This window comes from Hymenobacter norwichensis DSM 15439, from assembly GCF_000420705.1.
Classification (GTDB): domain Bacteria; phylum Bacteroidota; class Bacteroidia; order Cytophagales; family Hymenobacteraceae; genus Hymenobacter; species Hymenobacter norwichensis.
On sequence record NZ_ATVL01000006.1, the window covers coordinates 375,893 to 394,435 of the forward strand.

The 18,543-nt window shown below is 56.6% G+C and carries 13 protein-coding genes; 10 read left to right on the forward strand and 3 right to left on the reverse strand.

Annotation, left to right across the window (positions count from 1 at the left end; translation table 11 throughout):
• Positions 1-12 precede the first annotated feature (12 nt).
• From G536_RS0102655 to G536_RS0102670, 4 genes are all read left to right on the forward strand, one after another.
• A complete protein-coding gene (locus tag G536_RS0102655) occupies positions 13-789 on the forward strand; it encodes a tyrosine-protein phosphatase (protein ID WP_022822035.1) in 777 nt (258 codons plus the stop codon).
• A gap of 60 nt (positions 790-849) precedes the next feature.
• On the forward strand, positions 850-1,857 hold the full coding sequence (locus tag G536_RS0102660; protein WP_022822036.1) for an NAD-dependent epimerase/dehydratase family protein: 1,008 nt from the start codon (positions 850-852) through the stop codon (positions 1,855-1,857).
• A 150-nt stretch (positions 1,858-2,007) separates the two neighbouring features.
• Entirely contained in the window at positions 2,008-3,405 is a 1,398-nt protein-coding gene (locus G536_RS0102665) for a tetratricopeptide repeat protein (RefSeq protein ID WP_022822037.1), read from the forward strand.
• A 198-nt stretch (positions 3,406-3,603) separates the two neighbouring features.
• Complete coding sequence (locus G536_RS0102670; RefSeq protein ID WP_022822038.1) at positions 3,604-4,434, forward strand: phosphosulfolactate synthase; 831 nt, start codon at positions 3,604-3,606, stop codon at positions 4,432-4,434.
• 172 nt (positions 4,435-4,606) lie between these two features.
• Here the strand turns inward: G536_RS0102670 and G536_RS0102675 are convergent, their stop codons facing one another.
• Positions 4,607-6,868: a PAS domain-containing sensor histidine kinase gene (locus G536_RS0102675; RefSeq protein ID WP_022822039.1), complete on the reverse strand. Its 2,262-nt coding sequence runs from the start codon at positions 6,866-6,868 to the stop codon at positions 4,607-4,609.
• A 504-nt stretch (positions 6,869-7,372) separates the two neighbouring features.
• Here G536_RS0102675 and G536_RS0102680 point away from each other — a divergent pair.
• From G536_RS0102680 to G536_RS25955, 6 genes are all read left to right on the forward strand, one after another.
• Positions 7,373-7,939, forward strand: a complete 567-nt coding sequence (locus G536_RS0102680) for a GNAT family N-acetyltransferase (RefSeq protein ID WP_033369491.1) — start codon at positions 7,373-7,375, stop codon at positions 7,937-7,939.
• A 74-nt stretch (positions 7,940-8,013) separates the two neighbouring features.
• Positions 8,014-9,369 (forward strand): PQQ-dependent sugar dehydrogenase, encoded by a 1,356-nt coding sequence (locus G536_RS0102685; protein WP_033369492.1) that lies wholly within the window; start codon positions 8,014-8,016, stop codon positions 9,367-9,369.
• Positions 9,370-9,569: 200 nt separating this feature from the next.
• Positions 9,570-10,481 carry a TraB/GumN family protein gene (locus G536_RS0102690; protein ID WP_022822042.1) on the forward strand — a complete coding sequence of 304 codons (912 nt, stop codon included), beginning with the start codon at positions 9,570-9,572 and terminating at the stop codon, positions 10,479-10,481.
• Positions 10,482-10,506: 25 nt separating this feature from the next.
• Entirely contained in the window at positions 10,507-11,163 is a 657-nt protein-coding gene (locus tag G536_RS25950; RefSeq protein ID WP_022822043.1) for a spermidine synthase, read from the forward strand.
• A 77-nt stretch (positions 11,164-11,240) separates the two neighbouring features.
• Positions 11,241-11,897, forward strand: a complete 657-nt coding sequence (locus tag G536_RS0102700) for a DedA family protein (RefSeq protein ID WP_026879772.1) — start codon at positions 11,241-11,243, stop codon at positions 11,895-11,897.
• 116 nt (positions 11,898-12,013) lie between these two features.
• On the forward strand, positions 12,014-12,751 hold the full coding sequence (locus G536_RS25955) for a shikimate dehydrogenase family protein (protein ID WP_022822045.1): 738 nt from the start codon (positions 12,014-12,016) through the stop codon (positions 12,749-12,751).
• Between the two features lie 100 nt (positions 12,752-12,851).
• Here G536_RS25955 and G536_RS25960 read toward each other — a convergent pair whose 3' ends face one another.
• Together G536_RS25960 and G536_RS25965 are read right to left on the reverse strand one after the other, a co-directional pair.
• Positions 12,852-15,338: a TonB-dependent receptor gene (locus G536_RS25960; RefSeq protein ID WP_022822046.1), complete on the reverse strand. Its 2,487-nt coding sequence runs from the start codon at positions 15,336-15,338 to the stop codon at positions 12,852-12,854.
• A gap of 300 nt (positions 15,339-15,638) precedes the next feature.
• The gene (locus G536_RS25965) at positions 15,639-18,248 is read right to left on the reverse strand and encodes a TonB-dependent receptor domain-containing protein (protein WP_022822047.1); all 2,610 of its coding nucleotides are present in this window, start codon (positions 18,246-18,248) and stop codon (positions 15,639-15,641) included.
• Positions 18,249-18,543: the final 295 nt, after the last annotated feature.

Sequence of the window (18,543 nt, forward strand, 5' to 3'; positions counted from 1 at the left end):
CCGGTTTCAGCTATGGTATCCTTGCTGCAAAAGTGGTTTGGCGGTAAAGTGGAACAGGCCTCACCGCTAGTGGGGGCTGACGGCTTGGTGTCTCTACGAACCGATATGCACTCCCATTTGCTGCCCGGCCTTGATGATGGTGCCGAAACTGTGGAACACTCAGTGGAGTTGCTGCGGGAATTACGGGCGCTGGGCTACCGGAAGCTGGTGATGACGCCTCACATTATGGGCGACTTCTATAAAAACACGCCGGAAGGCATCAGGGCGGCGTTGGCCGCAATGCAGCAGGCTGCCACCAAAGCCGGTCTGACAGACGTAGAACTCCATTGTGCGGCTGAATACTACCTCGACGAGTGGTTTGGTAAACGGCTAGACCGAGGCGACGAGCTACTCACCTTCGGCGGCGACAAACGGTATCTGTTGTTTGAAACCAGCTACATCAACGAGCCTTTCAACTTGTCAGAAACCGTGTTTCGGCTGCAAAGTCTGGGCTATAAGCCCGTATTAGCCCATCCAGAGCGCTATACCTACTTCTATGGCCGGTTCGACGACCTGAAGAAAGTGCGCGACAACGGGGTGTTGCTTCAACTTAACCTCAACTCGCTGGCTGGCTATTACTCGTCGGGTGCGAAGCGGCTAGCGGAAAAGCTGATTGATGCCCGCATGGTGGATATGGTAGGCACGGATGCGCACAACCTCAAGCACACCACTACCCTACGCGACAAAACCTTGTCAGCCGGCTATATGCGCAAGCTGCTCGATCTGCCATTGCTCAATTCTACCTTATAACGTTTTGGAACGCGGAACGCAGTCAGTTTTCCAGCTTTCAGAGTTGCAATACCTCAAGCAATGATTTTCGTTACGGGCGGCAGTGGCCTTGTAGGTAGCTTTCTGATTCCGGCGCTAGTAGCCCGCGGCTTACGGGTGCGCGCGCTCTACCGCAAGGAAATTCCACTTATTGCAGCTGCCGACGCAGTGGAATGGGTGGAAGGTGACCTGCGCGATACTACTCTTCTGAAAGCCGCTCTGGAAGGCGTAACCCACGTTTTTCACTGTGCGGGGCTGGTATCGTACGCGCCCCAAGACGAAGAAGCATTGTTGCAGGTGAACGTGGAGGGAACCGCCGCCGTGGTAGATGCCTGCCTGGAGCAAGCAGGCGTCCGGCTCTGCCATGTGTCGTCGGTGGCGGCATTAGGGGGCGGTAAGGCGCAGGACGCTGGTACCGTCTCGGCTAGCCCGGAAGTGCTGGACGAGAGCAGCAAATGGGAGTTGGGCGCAGCACACGGCGCGTATGCTACTTCCAAATACTTGGCCGAACTGGAAGTATGGCGCGGCATTTCAGAAGGCCTTTGGGCCGTGATGGTCAATCCGTCGGTTATTCTGGGGCCCGCCAACTGGCAGCGCAGTAGTACCCGGCTGTTTCGCTACGCTTGGCAGGAGCATAGCTTCTACACCCCCGGCAACCTTAACCTAGTGGATGTGCGCGACGTGGTGGGGCTGATGCTGCGCCTGACACTGGATAGTGCCACCGGCGGCGAACGGTACATTTTGAACGGCGGCACGTTGCCGTTGCAGGAGTTTCTAAGTCGGGTAGCAACCTGCTTTGGCAAAAAGCCTCCTACCATAGAAGTGCCGGAGTGGGCCGCTGAAACTATTTGGCGTTTGGAGCACGTCCGGTCGCTGGTAACGGGTGCCCGGCCGCTCATCACCAAGGATACAGCTCGCGCCGGCCGCCATCCTGTTGTGTACAACGCCGGTAAAGTGCAGCAGGCAACCGGCCAGCCGTTTAGGCCGCTCTCGGAAACCATAGCGTGGTGCTGTCAAGAACTGAAAGCAGCGGAGCAAGCTGCAATGTGAGGCCCGGAAAGCGCCTCTACCAGAACTTGCCGGGCTCCGGTGCGGTTGTTGTATATTAGGCCATCACCCTCCTGCAAGGAGTTTCTACCCGAATAAAGTGCACTGAACTGCCGTTTTGACGGTTCGGTACTTGATTGTAGCTGAATGAGAATGAATGAAAATTTTGAGGATCGAGACGAGGTTCTGGACACCGTGCGCCGTTTCGAGCGGATGGTAGCCAACAATGAGCCTGTCTTTTTTGATTTGGCCGACTTCGAGAATATAATCGACCATTATACCACCAACACTCAATACGACAAGGCCTTACAAGCCTGCGAAGCTGCAATTGCCCAATATCCTTTCAGCACCGAGTTGCTGATTGACCGCTCGCAAGTGCTGGCCATGAAAGGCGAGTACACCGCCGCGGCCACCCAGATTGAAGATGTAGCCCAACTCGACCCCGACAACCCCGATGTGGCCGTTACGCGTGGCATTATTGCCACCCAGAAAGGTGAGTTTGCCGAGGCCGTGGCGTTTTTTCAGCAAGCTGCCGAGCGGGCGCCTGACCGTGACGATATCTACTTCAACTTAGGCTTAGCGTACCAAAGCTGGCAGAAGTTCAAGAGCGCGGCCAAGTATTATAAGAAAAGCCTGCGCCTGAACGCCGAAAACGACGTGGCCGTGCAGGAACTGCTGTACTGCCTGGAAGTAAGTGAGCGGCTGGAAAGCAACCTTGACTTCTTCCAACGCTTCACCGACGATGACCCGTACTCGGCGGTGGCGTGGTACAATTTGGGCCAGGCGTATTACCGGTTGGAGCAATTTGATAAAGCCATTGGCGCTTTCGATTATGCCATCCTAATTGATGCTAAGTTCTATGAGGCACATGCCTATCTGGCTAGCACCTACGTCAGCCAGGAGAAATACCGGGAAGCCATTCAGGAGTTCGAACTAAGCTACGAGGAAGGCCAGCCGACCCCGGAGGCGCTCTGCAACATTGGCGAGTGCTACGAAAAACTGCGCGAGTGGGACCTGTCGCGCCGGTTCTACCAGCGGGCCATCGACCAAGACCCAACTATGGACGAGGCATGGTTTGGTATTGGCATCATCATGAACGAGCAGGAGCGCCACTTCGAAGCCATTCACTTTTTCCGAAAGGCAGTGGAGCTGTACGCCGAAAGCGTGGAATATTGGTTGGCCCTGGCCGCCGCCGAATACCAAGTGGGCAACGTGGTCAGCTCCCTGGAAGCCTATGAAAAAGCCACTGAAGTAGCCCCCGACAGCAAAGATGCGTGGCTGAACTGGAGCATCATCCTGTACGAGCAAGGTAATTTCAGCGGTGCCATTGACCTGATGCGCAATGCAGTGGAGGTACAGCCCGCCGAGGCTGAACTGCACTACCGCCTGTGCGCCTACCTGCTGGCCGCTGGCCGCTACCGTGAAGCCTACGAAACGTTGGAAAACGCCTTGGTACTGGACTTCGACAAGCACCGCTTGCTATTCGACTACTTCCCGGAGTTGGAGTCGCAGAAAGCACTGTCCCGCCTGATCGACCAGTATCGAAAGTAGCCGCTCTGCTGTTCTTGGTTTCAGATACTGGCATCTGATGATAGGTTACAATTAAAGAAGGCGCCTCACTGCCTAGTGGGGCGCCTTTTGCTTTAACGGCGCTGCTTTATAAAATTCAGGGCTACTTTTGACGCAGCATTTTCAGAGCGGGCTTCCCCAACCGGCCGCAAGCCCGTAAGATTCTAAGACCCATACAGAATGAATTACAATCTTTCTCAACTGCCCGAGCGGACTGAAAAACCTCGTGAGCAAGGCTTTACCATGGTGATGGACAAAGGCTTGAGCGTGCGCGAAACCGAAGACTTTCTGGAAGTCGGGGCCCCGTATACCGACATTGTGAAGCTAGGCTGGGCCACGTCCTACGTGACGCCCAACCTGAAACGCAAGCTGGCGGTGTATAAAGAGGCCGGTATTCCAGTGTATTTCGGAGGCACTTTGTTCGAGGCATTTATCATCCGTAATCAGTTCGATGATTATCGGCGGTTGCTGTCTGAGTTCGGGATGGAGTACGCCGAAGTATCGGACGGGTCTATCGACCTCAACCACGACCGGAAGCTGGACTACATTCGGGAGCTAGCCAAAGACGTGAAGGTACTGTCGGAAGTAGGGTCGAAGGATGCCGAGAAGATTATCCCGCCTTATAAGTGGATTTCACAGATGAAGACCGAGCTGGAAGCCGGCGCCATCAAGGTAATTGGTGAGGCGCGTGAAGCTGGCAATGTGGGCCTATTTCGCAGCACCGGTGAAGTTCGTTCGGGCCTTGTAGAGGAAATTCTGACCCAGATTCCGTTCGAGAAAATTCTGTGGGAAGCTCCACAGAAGGCGCAGCAAGTGTGGTTTATTAAGCTGCTGGGCCCCAACGTAAACTTGGGCAACATTGCCCCCAACGAAATTGTGAGCCTGGAAACCATCCGTCTGGGTTTGCGCGGCGACACATTCACCGATTTCCTCGACATGGATAATGTGAGCGAAGATTTTCGCCCCGAAAAACCTACTGGTCGTCCCGGCACCTCAATGCCCCGCGGCTAAGTAGGTAATAAGTAGTAGGTAGTAAGCCAGTAACCGGTGCGCTAAGAAGTAGGCAACGACTGTTGGCTGCTTTCTATGGAGTGCTGGCTACTTAGCTCACGGACACTAAGAAACCCAACGGCCCGCCTGGTTAACCAGGCGGGCCGTTGGGTTTCTTAGTGTCCGAAAGTTATTATAAAGTAACACGGAAGGTAGTGCCTTGGCCCGGTACGCTTTCCACGTCGAGGCTACCGCCATGATCCTCAACTATACGGTTGATGAGGTAAAGGCCGGCAGCAGAGTTTATTTGCTGTGGTGAGCGTGAAGCGCGCCCGCCTACCCGTGAAGGTTCCAATCCCAAGCCGTTGTCCTGCACCACCAGCTGGGCACGGCCAGTTGGGCCAGGCTTGCTTTCCAACCGAAGCCGTAAGGGGCGGCTAGGGTCATGCTGCCTAATGGAATTGCTTAGCAGGTTGGTGATAATGCTGAGCAAGTGCGGCCGCACATACGACACGGTAGGCAAACTTTGAAAATGGGTGGAAACTTCACCCCCTGAAGCTCGCAGGTGCGGATGCAAACCCAGCAATGCTTCGCGGGTAAGTGTTGCCAACGACAACTCCTCGGGCGGTAGCTGGTGCTGCTCTTGAGCTTTCACGAGCTGCGTTAGGTTTCGGACTGTTGCATTCCAGCGGCTCAGGCTGTTATCGGCCATTACCAGCAAAGCGTCGGCATCAGGGTCATGAAACGTTACGGCCTCGCGCATCTGCCCAAATAGTGCCTGCAAATTATGGATGGGCTGGCGCAACTCATCCGCCGCCGACTTCACAAAGGCATCTAACTCACGGTTCGCACGAGTCAATTTCTCGTTTTGCTTCTGTAGCTGCGTTGATTCTTGCTTTAGGGCTTCAATATCAGTGCTGCTACCGTACCATTTTACAATGTGGCCTTCTGCATTGCGTAGAGGTTGGGCGCGGTGTAGAAACCAGCGTAGCTCGCCATCATGCTGGCGCAATTGGCTTTGGTATTCCCAGGTAGCGTCGGCCTCAAGGCTGTGTTGTTGCTCAACTAAAGCTTGCACTACATCGGCCCCAGGAACCAGGCTGGGGACACTCTCGCCAGTAGATTGCTGCACTTCGAAGCCCATGTAGGAAATAGCTGCCTTGTTTACAGTGGCCGCTGTACCGTCGGGGTTAAGCGTCCACAGTAATTGAGGTAGCGTATCAGTCAGTTCCTGGCACGGGTCGGGTTTGTCGGAGGGGGGAGTGCTGGTAGATGTGGGCTGCAAATCTTGCACATCGGTCATGGTACCAAACCAGCGCACTACTCGGCCGGCCTCGTTACGAGTGGGCGCCATATGCGCAATGTGGCGCCGGTATTCACCATCGTACCGCCGAATACGCGCATCCCAGCTCCACGGCTCTCCTTTGCTTAAGTGCTCGGGTAGCTCGTGCAGTATCTGGGCCCAATCGTCGGGGTTGAGGGCATCCACCCAATCGTGGGTATGAATGGCTTCCGGAGGCTGACCAGTGTAGCGAAACCACTGGGGGCTCAGGTATTCTACCACGCCTTCACCTGAACTGATAGAAGTTATCTGCGGTAGATTCTCGACTATATCCTGGTAAGGAGTAATAGGCTCTGCTTCAAGGTCTTGCTGAACATGAGCCGTAACCTCTTGCCCAAACACGAGCACCCCGGTAATGCGTTGGTTGGTATCGAGCAGAGGCCGGAGGCTGACGTCGAAATAGCGGGGCTGGTTGTTGGCATCAGGCAGGGCAAGGTTGTGTGCCGCTGCTAGTTGGCCGGTTTGGTAGGTGTGGCGAATGGCCTGTAGCGCCTCCGGAGCCTGAAGGTCGGTCAGGACGTTGGCGGCCAACCGGCCTAGCAACTGGTTTTGATTGAGCAGCGCCGCCACCGCTGGGCCAACGTAGCTAATGCGGTGTTCTGGCCCGTGCAGCGTGATGACATGGCCCGGAACGTGGGCTAGGGTGTCGCGCAACTGAGCAGCCTCCTCAGCTTGAGGCGCAGTAAAGGGCGCAGCCGGGCTAGCTGGGGCTGCCAAGGCCGTATTGTGGGCCGTAGCCAACCAGTGCGTAACTGTTTGGTCGCCGAGGTCTATGCGGGTTAAGCTCGGCTGCCACCATCTGGCTTCGGCAATGGTGCCGGCCGACGCTGCTACTGGAAGCAGTGCTGGCGGCTGCACCCAGGGCATCGAGCGGACCACGCTGTGCGCGTAGGCCCACGCCGTAGCCACTGGCCCTAGCTGCAACTGGGCGTCGTGTAGAAGCTGGCCCACCAGCACCAGTGGGGTAGCAGCAGAAGGCGCAAGCTCCGCCAAGCCTACGCTGCTTGCCACGATGCGACCATCGTTATCAAGCAGAAGAGTAGGGGTAGGCAGGTAAGAAAAGGCCTCAGCAAACGGGTGTGACGCTGGCTGAGCGGACAGAGCGAAGGGCATTAGATAAGGCGCAAAAGCAACTTAACAACAAGCGGGAGCTGCTTAAAAAACGGGCAGGGAAACCCGGTACTCTAGCGGTAACATAATTTAAATTATTACAAGTATATGTAATAATTCCCAGAATGCTACTCGGGTATTTTCATTTTAGTACGTAATACGCCTAAATCATATAGCCAGGATTGATTAAGCGGTGAAGAATTAGTTGGTACTATTGCAGAAGCCTGTGAATGAAGTGCTTCGAATGAAAGATCATCTATCAGTCGGTCGCCATTTTATGAGGCAAACTCAACCGCAAAACTGGTGGCTGGTAAATCAGATTTCTCAATCGGAGAAATTACCGCGTGTACGATAAAGTTCTTGCAACGTGTAATTTCAGAAAGAAAAAATATTCTTCAGCAAAGTACGTCTAACTGCGTAACCAGCCAACAGCTACTCTCTATAGATTGGAGTGAATAAGCAATTGCCTATCATTGGCAGCCAACGCATATTCCCAGCCGCCCTCCTGTGCTATCCATCCAATTGAACCCGTTCCCGGAGCTTCGCACGGCCCGGCTGCTACTGCGTGAGCTAACTGAAGCAGATGCACCTATGCTGCTGGTGCAACGCTCAGATATCCGCATCATCGAGTACTTGGAGCGGGAACCTGATACCACCATAGCCCAAACGCTGGAACTTCTCAGCTTAATAAAGCGCAACATCACCGAGAATAAGGGTATCACCTGGGGAATAGTGCGGCCAGCAAGCCCGGATGTGCTGCTGGGTACTATTGGGCTCTGGCGCATGATTCCCAAGCACCATCGGGCCGAAATTGGGTACGCGCTGCACCCCGATTACTGGCAGCAGGGTATTATGAGCGAAGCCATGGCCGCAGTGCTGGCTTTCGGCTTTGAGGTGCTGAAGTTGCACAGTGTGGAAGCCAACGTAAACCCACGCAATAAAGCGTCGTGCAAGCTTCTGGAGAAACACGGCTTTGTGCAGGAAGCGTACTTCCGACAGAATTACTTTTTCCGTGGGCAATTCCTGAATTCCAGCATCTACTCCTTGCTTACTCCCGAGGCCCGGCAAGGCTAGTCTGATACGTAAGTGCAACTATAGCAGCAAGAAAGAAGTAGGAGAAAAGAAACGACGTGCTTTCTTTTTCTTTTATGCTACGATTTCCTTTCCAGTTGCCGGTAGCGGCCTTGGTACTGCTGGTCTCTGCCTGCAACCAGGGTAAACCTGCTGCCGATACTCCTACTAACACGCCTGCTCCGCCAATGGCCGCTTCGCCCGACTCTGCGGTGTCGGAGGCGGCGGCTCCTACGCTACCCGAACCGTACGCCACCAAATCGGTGACCAAGCGCAGCAAGGTGATAGGCTGGCCAGCCGGCAAAACGCCGGTGGTGCCCGCAGGCTTCACCGTAACGGAGTATGCTGCCGACTTCAAGAGCCCGCGCTGGGCTTATATCACGCCCAACGGCGACGTGCTAGTGGCCGAAGCCAACACTATTCCCACTACTTTCAAGAAGAAAGTGGCCGCCAAGCTGGACCTCGACCCCTCGAAGTCGTTGCAGGAAACCAGTGCCAACCGCATTACGTTGCTGCGCGATACCAACAAAGACGGTAAGCCCGATGTGCGCGAAACGTTCCTGGCCAACCTCAACCAGCCTTTCGGGATGCTGGTGCTGGGCAATTACTTCTACGTGGCCAATACCGACGGTGTATTACGCTACGCCTATAAGCCCGGCCAAACCAAGATTACCGGCCCCGGCGAAAAGATTCTGACCCTGCCTGGCAAAGGCTACAACAACCACTGGACCCGCAACTTGCTGGCTAATGCTGATGGCTCGAAGATTTACGTGAGCGTGGGCTCCAGCTCCAATGTGGGTGAAAACGGCATGGAGTACGAGCAGCGCCGGGCCAATATTCTAGAAATCAACCCCGATGGCACGGGCGAGAAAGTGTACGCCGCCGGCCTGCGTAACCCGGTAGGCATGGATTGGAACCCGAGCACCAAAGCCTTGTGGACGGCCGTAAACGAGCGGGATGAACTAGGCGACGACTTGGTACCCGACTACCTGACCAGCGTGCAGCCCGGCGCCTTCTATGGCTGGCCCTACTCGTATTTCGGCCAAACGGAGGACCCACGCCGCAAGGGTGAGCGGCCAGATTTGGTGAAGAAAGCCGTGGTGCCGGAAGTGCCGTTAGCCCCACATTCTGCTTCCTTAGGGCTGGCATTCTACGATGGCAAGGCCTTCCCGGCTAAGTACCAGAAAGGGGCTTTTGTGGGGCAGCACGGCTCCTGGAACCGCTCGGAGTTTACGGGCTACAAGGTGGTGTTCGTGCCGTTTGAGAACGGCAAGCCCGCTGGTAAGTCTGAAGACTTTGTGAGTGGCTTTGTGGCCAACACCGGCGACAAGGAAGTGTACGGCCGGCCCGTGGGCGTAACGGAAATGCCCGATGGCTCACTCCTGGTGCTCGATGATGCTGGCAACAAAGTATGGCGTGTAGCCGCCCAATAGTTGCCTGAACTACTGTAACGGAAGCCCCGCTTTGCAATTCAACCTATAGCCGCACTTATATGGGCTTAGAGGTGGTTGTAAGGCGGGGCTTCTGCTATTGATTGGTGTTGCGCTGGCAATAAAATCTTGGGGAGGTGTAATGAATTGCAAAGGCCCGCGAATAATGTGGCATCTTTCCTGTCACTCTCTATTCAAGCACTATGTTTTTGCCGAAAAAAATCACGCTGCTGGCGGTGTTGGCCCTGGCTTCTTTCAGTACTCAGGCCCAAAAGGCCCCGCGTAAAGCCACCGCTACCAAAACGCAGGTTGCCTCAGCTGCTCACTCACTCCTGTGGGAAATTTCTGGTAAAGACCTGGCGCAGCCTTCCTATTTGTTTGGCACCGTGCATCTAATATGCCCCGCCGATTTGTTGGTGAGCGAGCCGCTGAAACAGGCATTCAGTAAAACGCAGCAGGTGGTAATGGAACTCGACATGGATAGCCCCACCATGATGCAGGAAATGCAGAGCGACATGCTGATGAAGGACGGCCAGAATCTGCAAAAGCTCCTCTCTACCTCCGACTACACCGCCGTTGGCACCTATATGCAAGCGAAAGTGGGCTTGCCGATTGATAAAGTTGGAGCCGTGAAGCCCTTCATTCTCAGCTCTATGCTCTACCCGGCACTGCTGGGCTGCACGCCGGCCAGCTACGAGGGTACCTTTGTGAAAATGGCACAGGAGCAGAAGAAAGAAGTGCTGGGTTTGGAAACCGTGCAGGAGCAGTTAGGCCTGTTCGACAAGATTCCGTACGGTGAGCAAAGCAAAATGCTGGCCGATATGGTAAACAAAGAAGCGGAAGCCAAGCAGGAACTGCAGAAAATGATGGCGCTCTATAAGACGCAGGATGTGGAGCAACTGCACAGCCTCACGGCCAGCAGCATGTTCAATTTCGAGCAGTACGAAGACTTACTTCTCGATTCGCGCAACCAGCACTGGATTGCTGGTATTGGGCAGTATGCTACGGCCAAGCCCACGTTTTTTGCCGTGGGTGCCGCTCACTTGGGCGGTCCGAAGGGCGTGCTGGCGCTACTACGGCAACAGGGCTACCAAGTGAAGCCGGTGGTGCAATAAACCCGTTGCTTACCTTTGCGGGCGTATGCTGACCCCGCTAATTCGCCTGTTGAGCTACTTGGTTCCCATCACCCGCACCGTACAATCAGAGGTGAGCGGGCCGCTGGAAGTGACGTGGCGCAAAGGCCATAAGGTGCTCGATACGCGCCACGCCAACTACTCGTACGGCTCATTGCAGCAGGTGCTGCGCTATGGGCTGCTGTTCGTGAAGCCCCGGCAAGCCAGCCATACCCTGCTGCTGGGGTTGGGGGGCGGCTCGGTGGTAGCTACTTTGCGCAAGGAGCTAGGGTACGAGGGGCAGATTACGGCCCTTGAGCTGGACCCCGTAGTTATCAGGCTGGCCGATGCGGAGTTTGGTGTGCGGCCCGATGCCCAACTCGATATTGTGTGCGCCGATGCCTTCGACTGGATACGCACCGCGCCGGCCAGCCAGTTCGGCCTAGTGATTGTGGACTTGTTTGTGGACCTGCACCTGCCGGCCGGGCTGCAAACCGCCGACTTCTGGCAGCACGTGCGGCGGGTGCTGTACCCCAGCGGTTACGTGCTGTTCAACACGCTCAGTGAGGTGCCGCTGTACGTAGGCAACGACGAACTGCCGACTTATTTGGCCGGGGCTGGCTTCTCGGTGCAGGATCTGGAAGTAGAGCGCCTCAATCAGCTGCTGATTCTGCAGAAGTTGTAGCCGCGCAAGGATTTATGCGCCGCCGGGCCGTTCGTTCGGTGGGCATGTGCTTTCTTTGTAGCCTAAACCCGGCTTCTATGGAAATCCTGAAACACTTTGTTGATTTTATCCTGCACCTCGACAAGCATTTGGGGGCAATTATTCAGGATTATGGCAGCTGGACCTACGCCATTCTCTTTCTGATTATTTTCGTGGAAACCGGGGTGGTGGTGCTGCCCTTTCTGCCCGGCGACTCCCTGTTGTTTGCGGCTGGTTCGTTGGCCGCTTTGCCCGGCTCACCCCTAAATGTGTGGGTGATGATTGGCCTGCTCATTTTGGCTGCCGTCCTTGGCGACACACTCAACTACCACATCGGCGACTATCTGGGGCCGCGGGTGTTCCGAGAAAATTCCCGGTTTCTGAAGCGCGCCCACTTGGAGCGCACGCAGCAGTTCTATGAGAAGCACGGCGCCAAAACCATCATTCTGGCCCGCTTTATCCCTATTATCCGCACGTTTGCGCCGTTTGTGGCCGGCGTGGGTACCATGAGCTACAGCAAGTTTTTGAGCTACAACGTGGTAGGCGCGGTGCTGTGGGTATCGTTGCTAACGCTGGCTGGCTATTACTTCGGGGGGTTAGAAGTAGTGCAAAAGAACTTCTCGTTGGTGGTGCTGGCCATTATCGGGCTGTCGGTGCTGCCGGTGATATTCGAGTTCATTAAGGCACGCCGCACCAGTGGCCGGCCAGTGGCGTAGGTTGGTTACTGCCCGCGCTTCGTCAGAATAATCTTATTTCTTTTATAAAAACCACTCGTTCCTTGGGGGCGGGTGGTTTTTTGTGTTGCTTGCTGCCAAATTGCTAGTTGCTTGTTATGTCTGAATTCGGATTGCTCGGCCGCTCTTTGAAGCACTCATTTTCGCAAACGTATTTCACCCAGAAATTCTATAGCCTCAACCTGACCGAGCACCACTACGAGCTGTTCGAGTTGCCAACCATCGACGAGCTACCGGCGCTGCTGGCCGCTCACCCCGATTTGCGCGGCCTGAACGTCACGATTCCTTACAAAGAGCAAATCTGGCCTTTCCTCAATGAGGTGGCCCCGTCGGCGGCCCGCGTGGGTGCCGTCAACGTTATTGAGTTCACCGACGACGGCCGTCTGATTGGACACAACACCGACCTAGCCGGGTTTCGGGAGTCGGTGCGCGGGCTGCTGCCGGCGGGCTTCACTAGCCGGGCCCTGATTCTGGGGAGCGGCGGTGCTTCCAAGGCTGTAGAAGTAGCCCTGCGCGACTTGGGTATCGGCTATTGGGTGGTGTCGCGCAATCCGCTGGGCGCGGGTCTCACCTACGCCGACCTCACGCCGCAGCTGTTCCAAGACCATCTGCTCATTATCAACGCCACCCCGCTCGGTACCTACCCCGAAACCGACCAATATCCGCCTATCCCGTACGAGTACCTCACCAGCCAGCACCACCTCTTCGACCTCATCTACAACCCCAGCGAAACCGAGTTCATGCGCCGCGGCCAAGCCCTGGGTGCCCAAACCAAGAACGGCTTCGAAATGCTCTGCATCCAAGCCGAAGAAGCCTGGAAGATTTGGGCGCGGTGAAGTGGTGAGATGGTGAAGTGGTGAGATTGATGTTCCGCTGGCGCAAGCTGCGTGGTTGAAACGTCAAACTCACAATTTCACCATCTCACCACTTCACCACCTAGCCTCCGTTGTTGCTGCTGCCTTGCTTGCCATCGTTGTTTTGGATGGAGCGGCGCTGACGCTGGGGGCCGTTGTCGAGCTTGCCGAAGCGGTAGTTGAAGGACAGACGGAAGTTGCGCTGATACGAGTAGAAGTTGGTGTCGCTGCGGAACTGCGCGGTTTCGGTGCTAGCGCGGAACTCGCGGCCGGGTGCCAGGAAGTTGCTGGCGTTGAAGGTGAGGTCGGCTTTCTCTTTGAGCAAGGTGCGTTTAGCGCCCACTGTGTAGTAGTAGCCGCCGGAGTAGCGCGACTGAAGCTGTACGCCGCCGGTCCAGAAGCCGCCGTAGCTTTGCAGCGTGTACAGCTTGCCGACTTTCAACGACGCATTCAGGTTCATGAACAGATTCAGGCGGCTGGTGGTACGGTTGAGCGCGGCGCTGTTGAGGCGGGTGTAGTCGGCGCTGATGTTGCTGCTCAGGTCCAACTTGGTGGTCGGCTTCAAGGAACCATATAAGCTCAGGCCATAGCTGGTGTTGGTGGCAATGTTGCCGTAAGTGGTTTCGGTGCGGGCCAGCGAATCGTTGTAACGGTTGTACTCCTCAATGGAATTGCCGGTGCGCCGCGCGTAAGACGACACGTTGAGCGAGCTTTTCTCCCCGAAAGTGCCGTACGTCAGCTCAAACACGTCGGCCAGCTCGGGCGCGAGGTTGGGGTTGCCGTAGCTGACGTTGTTGGGCGTGCTTTGGTTGACGTAGGGGTTGAGGTAGTAAATCTGGGGGCGCTGAATTCGGCGGGAGTAGCTGAATCGTATCGTCTGGCCGGGCTTTTTGAGGGTTCGGGTCGCACTTACGTTGGGCAGCAGGTTGATGTAGTTGCTGGTGAATCGCCCCGCTTCACTCCGAAACTCCCCCGCAATAGCCGTGCGCTCCAGGCGGGTGCCCAAGCTGAAGGCGTACTTTTTGCCTCCCGAGAAATTATAAGTGCCATAAGCCGCCAACACGTTCTGCTGATAATTGAAGGCATTAGAGCGCAGAAGGCTGCGGATAAAGTCGGTTTGCTGGGCCAGCAGTAGCGAATCGAGCGAGTAGTCGCTGCTGACTTCGCGACGGATTAATTTGGCCCCAGTTTCCAGCGTAGTCGAGTCGCGGAAGGGGTGGGTGTAGTCGGTTTGGAGGGTGGTTTCCAGATTGCGCGACAGGTTGGTGCTCCGTTCCCGATACTCCAGGGGGCCGCTCAGTACGTCGGCACCGCGGTATTGGTCTAGGCGGTAGTTCTGGTCGTTGTTGCTGCGGGTGTGTTGGGCCAGCACACTCCACTCGCGCCGGGCCTGGGTTTCGCCGAAGGTGCGGGTATAACCAGCGTTTAGGTCGTAGTTGCGGTTTTCGTAGCGTTGCAGAATGTCGCGGGTGTACAGCGCATCGAGTTTCAGCGTATCGGGACCATCATACTGGTTGAATAGGTCCTGCGGGGAACGGTTCTGGTAGGCATTGCCATTGCCGCTGAGCGTGAAGCTGTGCAGCGGCGACGGGTCGTAGGTGAGTTCTAACTGCCCGAACCCGCCGCCGCCCGTGCTGCGTGAGGTGGTGCGCTGGTCCAGACGGCCTTCGCCGAAGGACGTAAAATCGGTGCGGGTGGAGCTGCTCTTGTAGGGGTAGCGGTTGGCAAAGCCGCTGAGCTTGGTGTTCACCCCAAACTTGCCGCGCCGCACGTTCAACGAGCCGTTCAGGTTCTGGTTTCGGTTGCCGGCACTGGCTCCTACACTGCCGTTGGTGCCCTGCAAGCTGTTCTTTTTCAACACAATGTTGATAACCCCGCCCGAGCCTTCGGCGTCGTACTTAGCCGAGGGGGCGGTTACCACTTCAATGGCCTTGATTTGGTCGGCTGGAATCTGCTTGAGCGCCTCAGCCAGGTTGCCCGACAGCATGGCCGAGGGCTTGTTGTTGATGAGGATGCGCACATTGGAAGTGCCCCGTAGCTGCACGTTGCCGTCGCTATCCAGGTTTACCATGGGCGTTTTGCGCAGCACATCCGAAGCCGTGCCGCCCGCGTTGGTGGCGTCCTGCTCGGCGTTGTATACCAGGCGGTCGGGCCGGGTTTCTACCAGCGCCCGTTGGCCGGTTACGGTTACTTCGCCCAGCTTTTGGGTGGAAGCCGTCAGCTTGAGCGTGCCCAGCGCCACGGTCTGGGCGGTTACCGTTACGGCTTCCAGCTTGGTGGTGTAGCCCACAAAGCTGATTTGCAGCCGATACGAGCCGGGTGGAACATCCTTCAGTTCAAACTTGCCCTGCGCATCACAGGTGCCGCCGCCCACCGGCGTGGTGCCCGTTTCGGGGAGCAGCGCCACGGTGGCAAATTCAACGGGTTTCTGGGTGGCAGCATCCACCACGGTGCCGGTGAGGCGGCCGGTTCCTTGGGGTGCGGTGGTGGCGGAAGTGGCCGGAATCTGAGCCCAGGCAGCAGGCGAAGCCAGCACGGCTGCCACAAGCAGCGTAACAATTTGTTTCATAGAACAAGGCAGGATAAGCTAAGAGGATAAGCGCACTGTATCAAAGACTCCACCGGGCAGTAATTGGTGGCACAACGTTATAAAAGTATATAGTAGTATTTCAAAGTAATCTTGAATTCAATCAAATCTACCAGCCAACAAAAACGTCTGCCATCCTGAGGCGGTAACCAAGGACCTTCCCTTAACTGAACGTCAGCCGTGGCAACGACTTGTTCTGCGGGTATGTGGTCCTTGGTTGCTGCTTCAGAATGGCAGACGCAGGTCTAGCTACTTACTAGCTATTGCCTACTATTTAGTTGGTTACTGTTGGCCCTGGCCGCTTTCACCCTGCTTGGTATCGTCGTTCTGGATGCTGCGGCGGCGCTTCTGGGGCTGGGTGCCCACCTTGCCGAAGCGGTAGTTGAACGACAGCCGCACGTTGCGCATGTAGATGTAGTTGTTGTTTTCCTGCCGGAACTGCTCGGTGTCAAGCACGGTGTTCAGGTTGCGGGTGGCTTTGATGAAGTTGTCGCCGCTGAGGATAATATCGGCTTTCTCTTTGAGCAGCGACTTGCGCATGCCCAGTGAGTAATACGTCCAAGCGGCTTGCTTGCCCTGAAGCTGGATGCGCGGCGAGTTCAGGCCGGTATTAGCCTGGATGCTCAAGCCCTTGTTGAGCTTGTAGCTGGTGTTCACGTTCACGCTATACATCACCCCGCTATTAGAGTACGCCGAAGTGTTGATAGTACCATCGCCGAAGCTGAGCGACGGACTTTCCAACGACACGTAGTACACGTTCACGTTGCCGCTCAAATCCCACTTCGGTACCGGCTTCACCGAGCCAAACAAGCTCACACCGTAGGTGGCATTGCGCCCGATGTTGCGGAAAGTCTGGTTGTTTACGCCGTTGACATCAATGAAGCGCACCGTTTCAATGGCCTTATTGGTGCGCCGCATGTACGCCGACATATTCAGCACCGAACCCTTGATGAAGGTGGTGTAGTTCAGTTCCACGCTGTGGGTCAGCTCGGGGTTGAGGTCGGGGTTGCCATAGCTGATGTTGAGCGTGTCGGAGGCGTTGACGAACGGGTTCAGGAAGAAAATCTGGGGGCGCTGAATGCGTTGGGAGTAGGCTACGCGTACCGTCTCGCCCGGTTTCTTGGGGTTCTGGGGCTGGTAGCTTACGCTCATGTTGGGCAGCACGTTGGTGTAGTGCTGCTTCACGCCCGAGTTTTCGGCTTGCTGCTGCTGCTCGAACGTGCCCTTGATGCGGGTGTCCTCCACCCGAGCCCCCAGCTTGAAGTTCACCTTTTTACCGGCCGCAAACCCGTAGGTGCCGTATGCCGATACCACATCCTGGTTGTAGTTGAACAGGTTGGAGCGGTTGGGGTTGAAGGTCTCGGCTAGGCCGTCGTATACATCATAGTCGCTGCTCACGCGGCGCATAATGGCCTTGGCGCCAACTTCGAGCAGCGCCGTTTCCGACATCGGGTGCGCGTAGTCGGTTTGCAGGGTGGTTTCCAGATTGCGGGCCAAGTTGTCGCTCCGTTCCCGGTAGGTTACCGTGCCGTCTTCGTTGCGGCCGTCGTACTGGTTGAGGTCGTAGTCCTGCACGTTGCGGTTACGGTTGTGCTGGGCCAGCACGCTCCACTCGCGCCGCTTCTCCTCGAAGGTGCGGGTGTAAGAGCCGCTCACATCGTAGCTCTGGGTACGAAACCGCCGGTCCGATACCCGCGAAAACTCGTCCTGAGCGGCTGCCGGAAACAGCACGTTGTTGAACTGGCGGTAGTCCACGGTGTTGCGGAAGGCGTTGCCCTGCACGCCCAGCGTGATGTTGTGGTACTTAGCCGGGTCGTAGTCGAGGCCCAGCCGCCCGAAGCCGCCGCCGCCCAAAATATTGCCGTTGCCGTCCTGCTGGAGGGCCAGTTCCTCGCTGCCATCTGAGTTTTTCAGGTAGCGGGTCAGGTTGCTGCGGTTGGGGCTATAAAACAGGAAGCTGCTCAACGAACTGTTGATGCCTATTTTACCTTTGCGGTAGTTGACGGAGGCGTTGGCATTGGAATTCCGGTTGCCGCCCGAAATGCCCGCGCTGCCGTTCACGCCCTCCAGGTTGTTTTTCTTAAGAATGATGTTGATGATGCCGCCCGTGCCTTCGGCGTCGTACTTGGCCGAGGGGGTAGTTATCACCTCCACGCTCTTGATCTGGTCGGCCGGAATCTGCTTCATAGCATCGGCCACCGAGCTGGCTATAATACCGGAGGGCTTGTTGTTGATGAGTACCCGCACGTTGGAAGTGCCGCGCAGTTCCACGTTACCGTCGGGGTCTACGTTCACCAGGGGCACTTTGCGCAGCACATCGGCCGCCGTGCCGCCCGCGTTGGTGATGTCCTTTTCGGCGTTGTACACAATGCGGTCCGGCTTGGTCTCGATGACGTCCCGCTCCCCCGTAACCGTTACCTCGCCCAGCTTTTGCGCCGTAGCGGCCAGCGTCACGCTGCCCAGCTCGGTGGTGCCGTCGGTGATGGTCACGGTTTCGGTGCGGTTGCCATAGCCCAGGAAGCTGATTTGCACCCGGTATGTGCCAGCCGCCAAGCCCTTCAGCACGAATTTGCCCCGCTCGTCGCAGGTGGTGCCGTCAATGGGGGTATCGGAGGTGGCGGGCAGCAGGGCCACGGTGGCAAACTGCACGGGCTTTTTGGTGGCGGCATCCAACACCGTTCCAACCAAGCGGCCGTTGCCTTTAGGCGCTTCGGGCAAGGCCAAGCGCGGCTTGACCGGAGCAGCGCCGGGGGCACCAGAAGCGCCAGGGGCACCGGCGGGGCGGGCGCCGGCCGGGGGCGTACCCGCGGGCGGGGTGGTTTGGGCCGTGGCAGTGAGAGGACCGGCTAACGCGCTGGCTAGGCCTAGCGAGGTAAGTAATAATTTGCGCATCGAAGCAGAAAAATAGAGAGGCATCAGGGGGAGGAAGGACAGGCAGGAAAACCGCGGCCGCCCGGCGGCACCCAACTAATCGGCCGGGCAGGGGTAGCATTACAGCCAGCAGTGAAAAACCTGGGGCTGGCCGAAACGGCAGGTGGTGGATAGAGCGAGGGTGGTAGCAGGAACTGGCCAGCAAGGCCACAAAACGAATGTGCTTTTTAAAACGACAATAGGCTGAGTAGCACTACATAACTACTTAAATAGAAGCGCGGTACTGTTTTGAAAACGGCTAAGGACACCTCGGCTT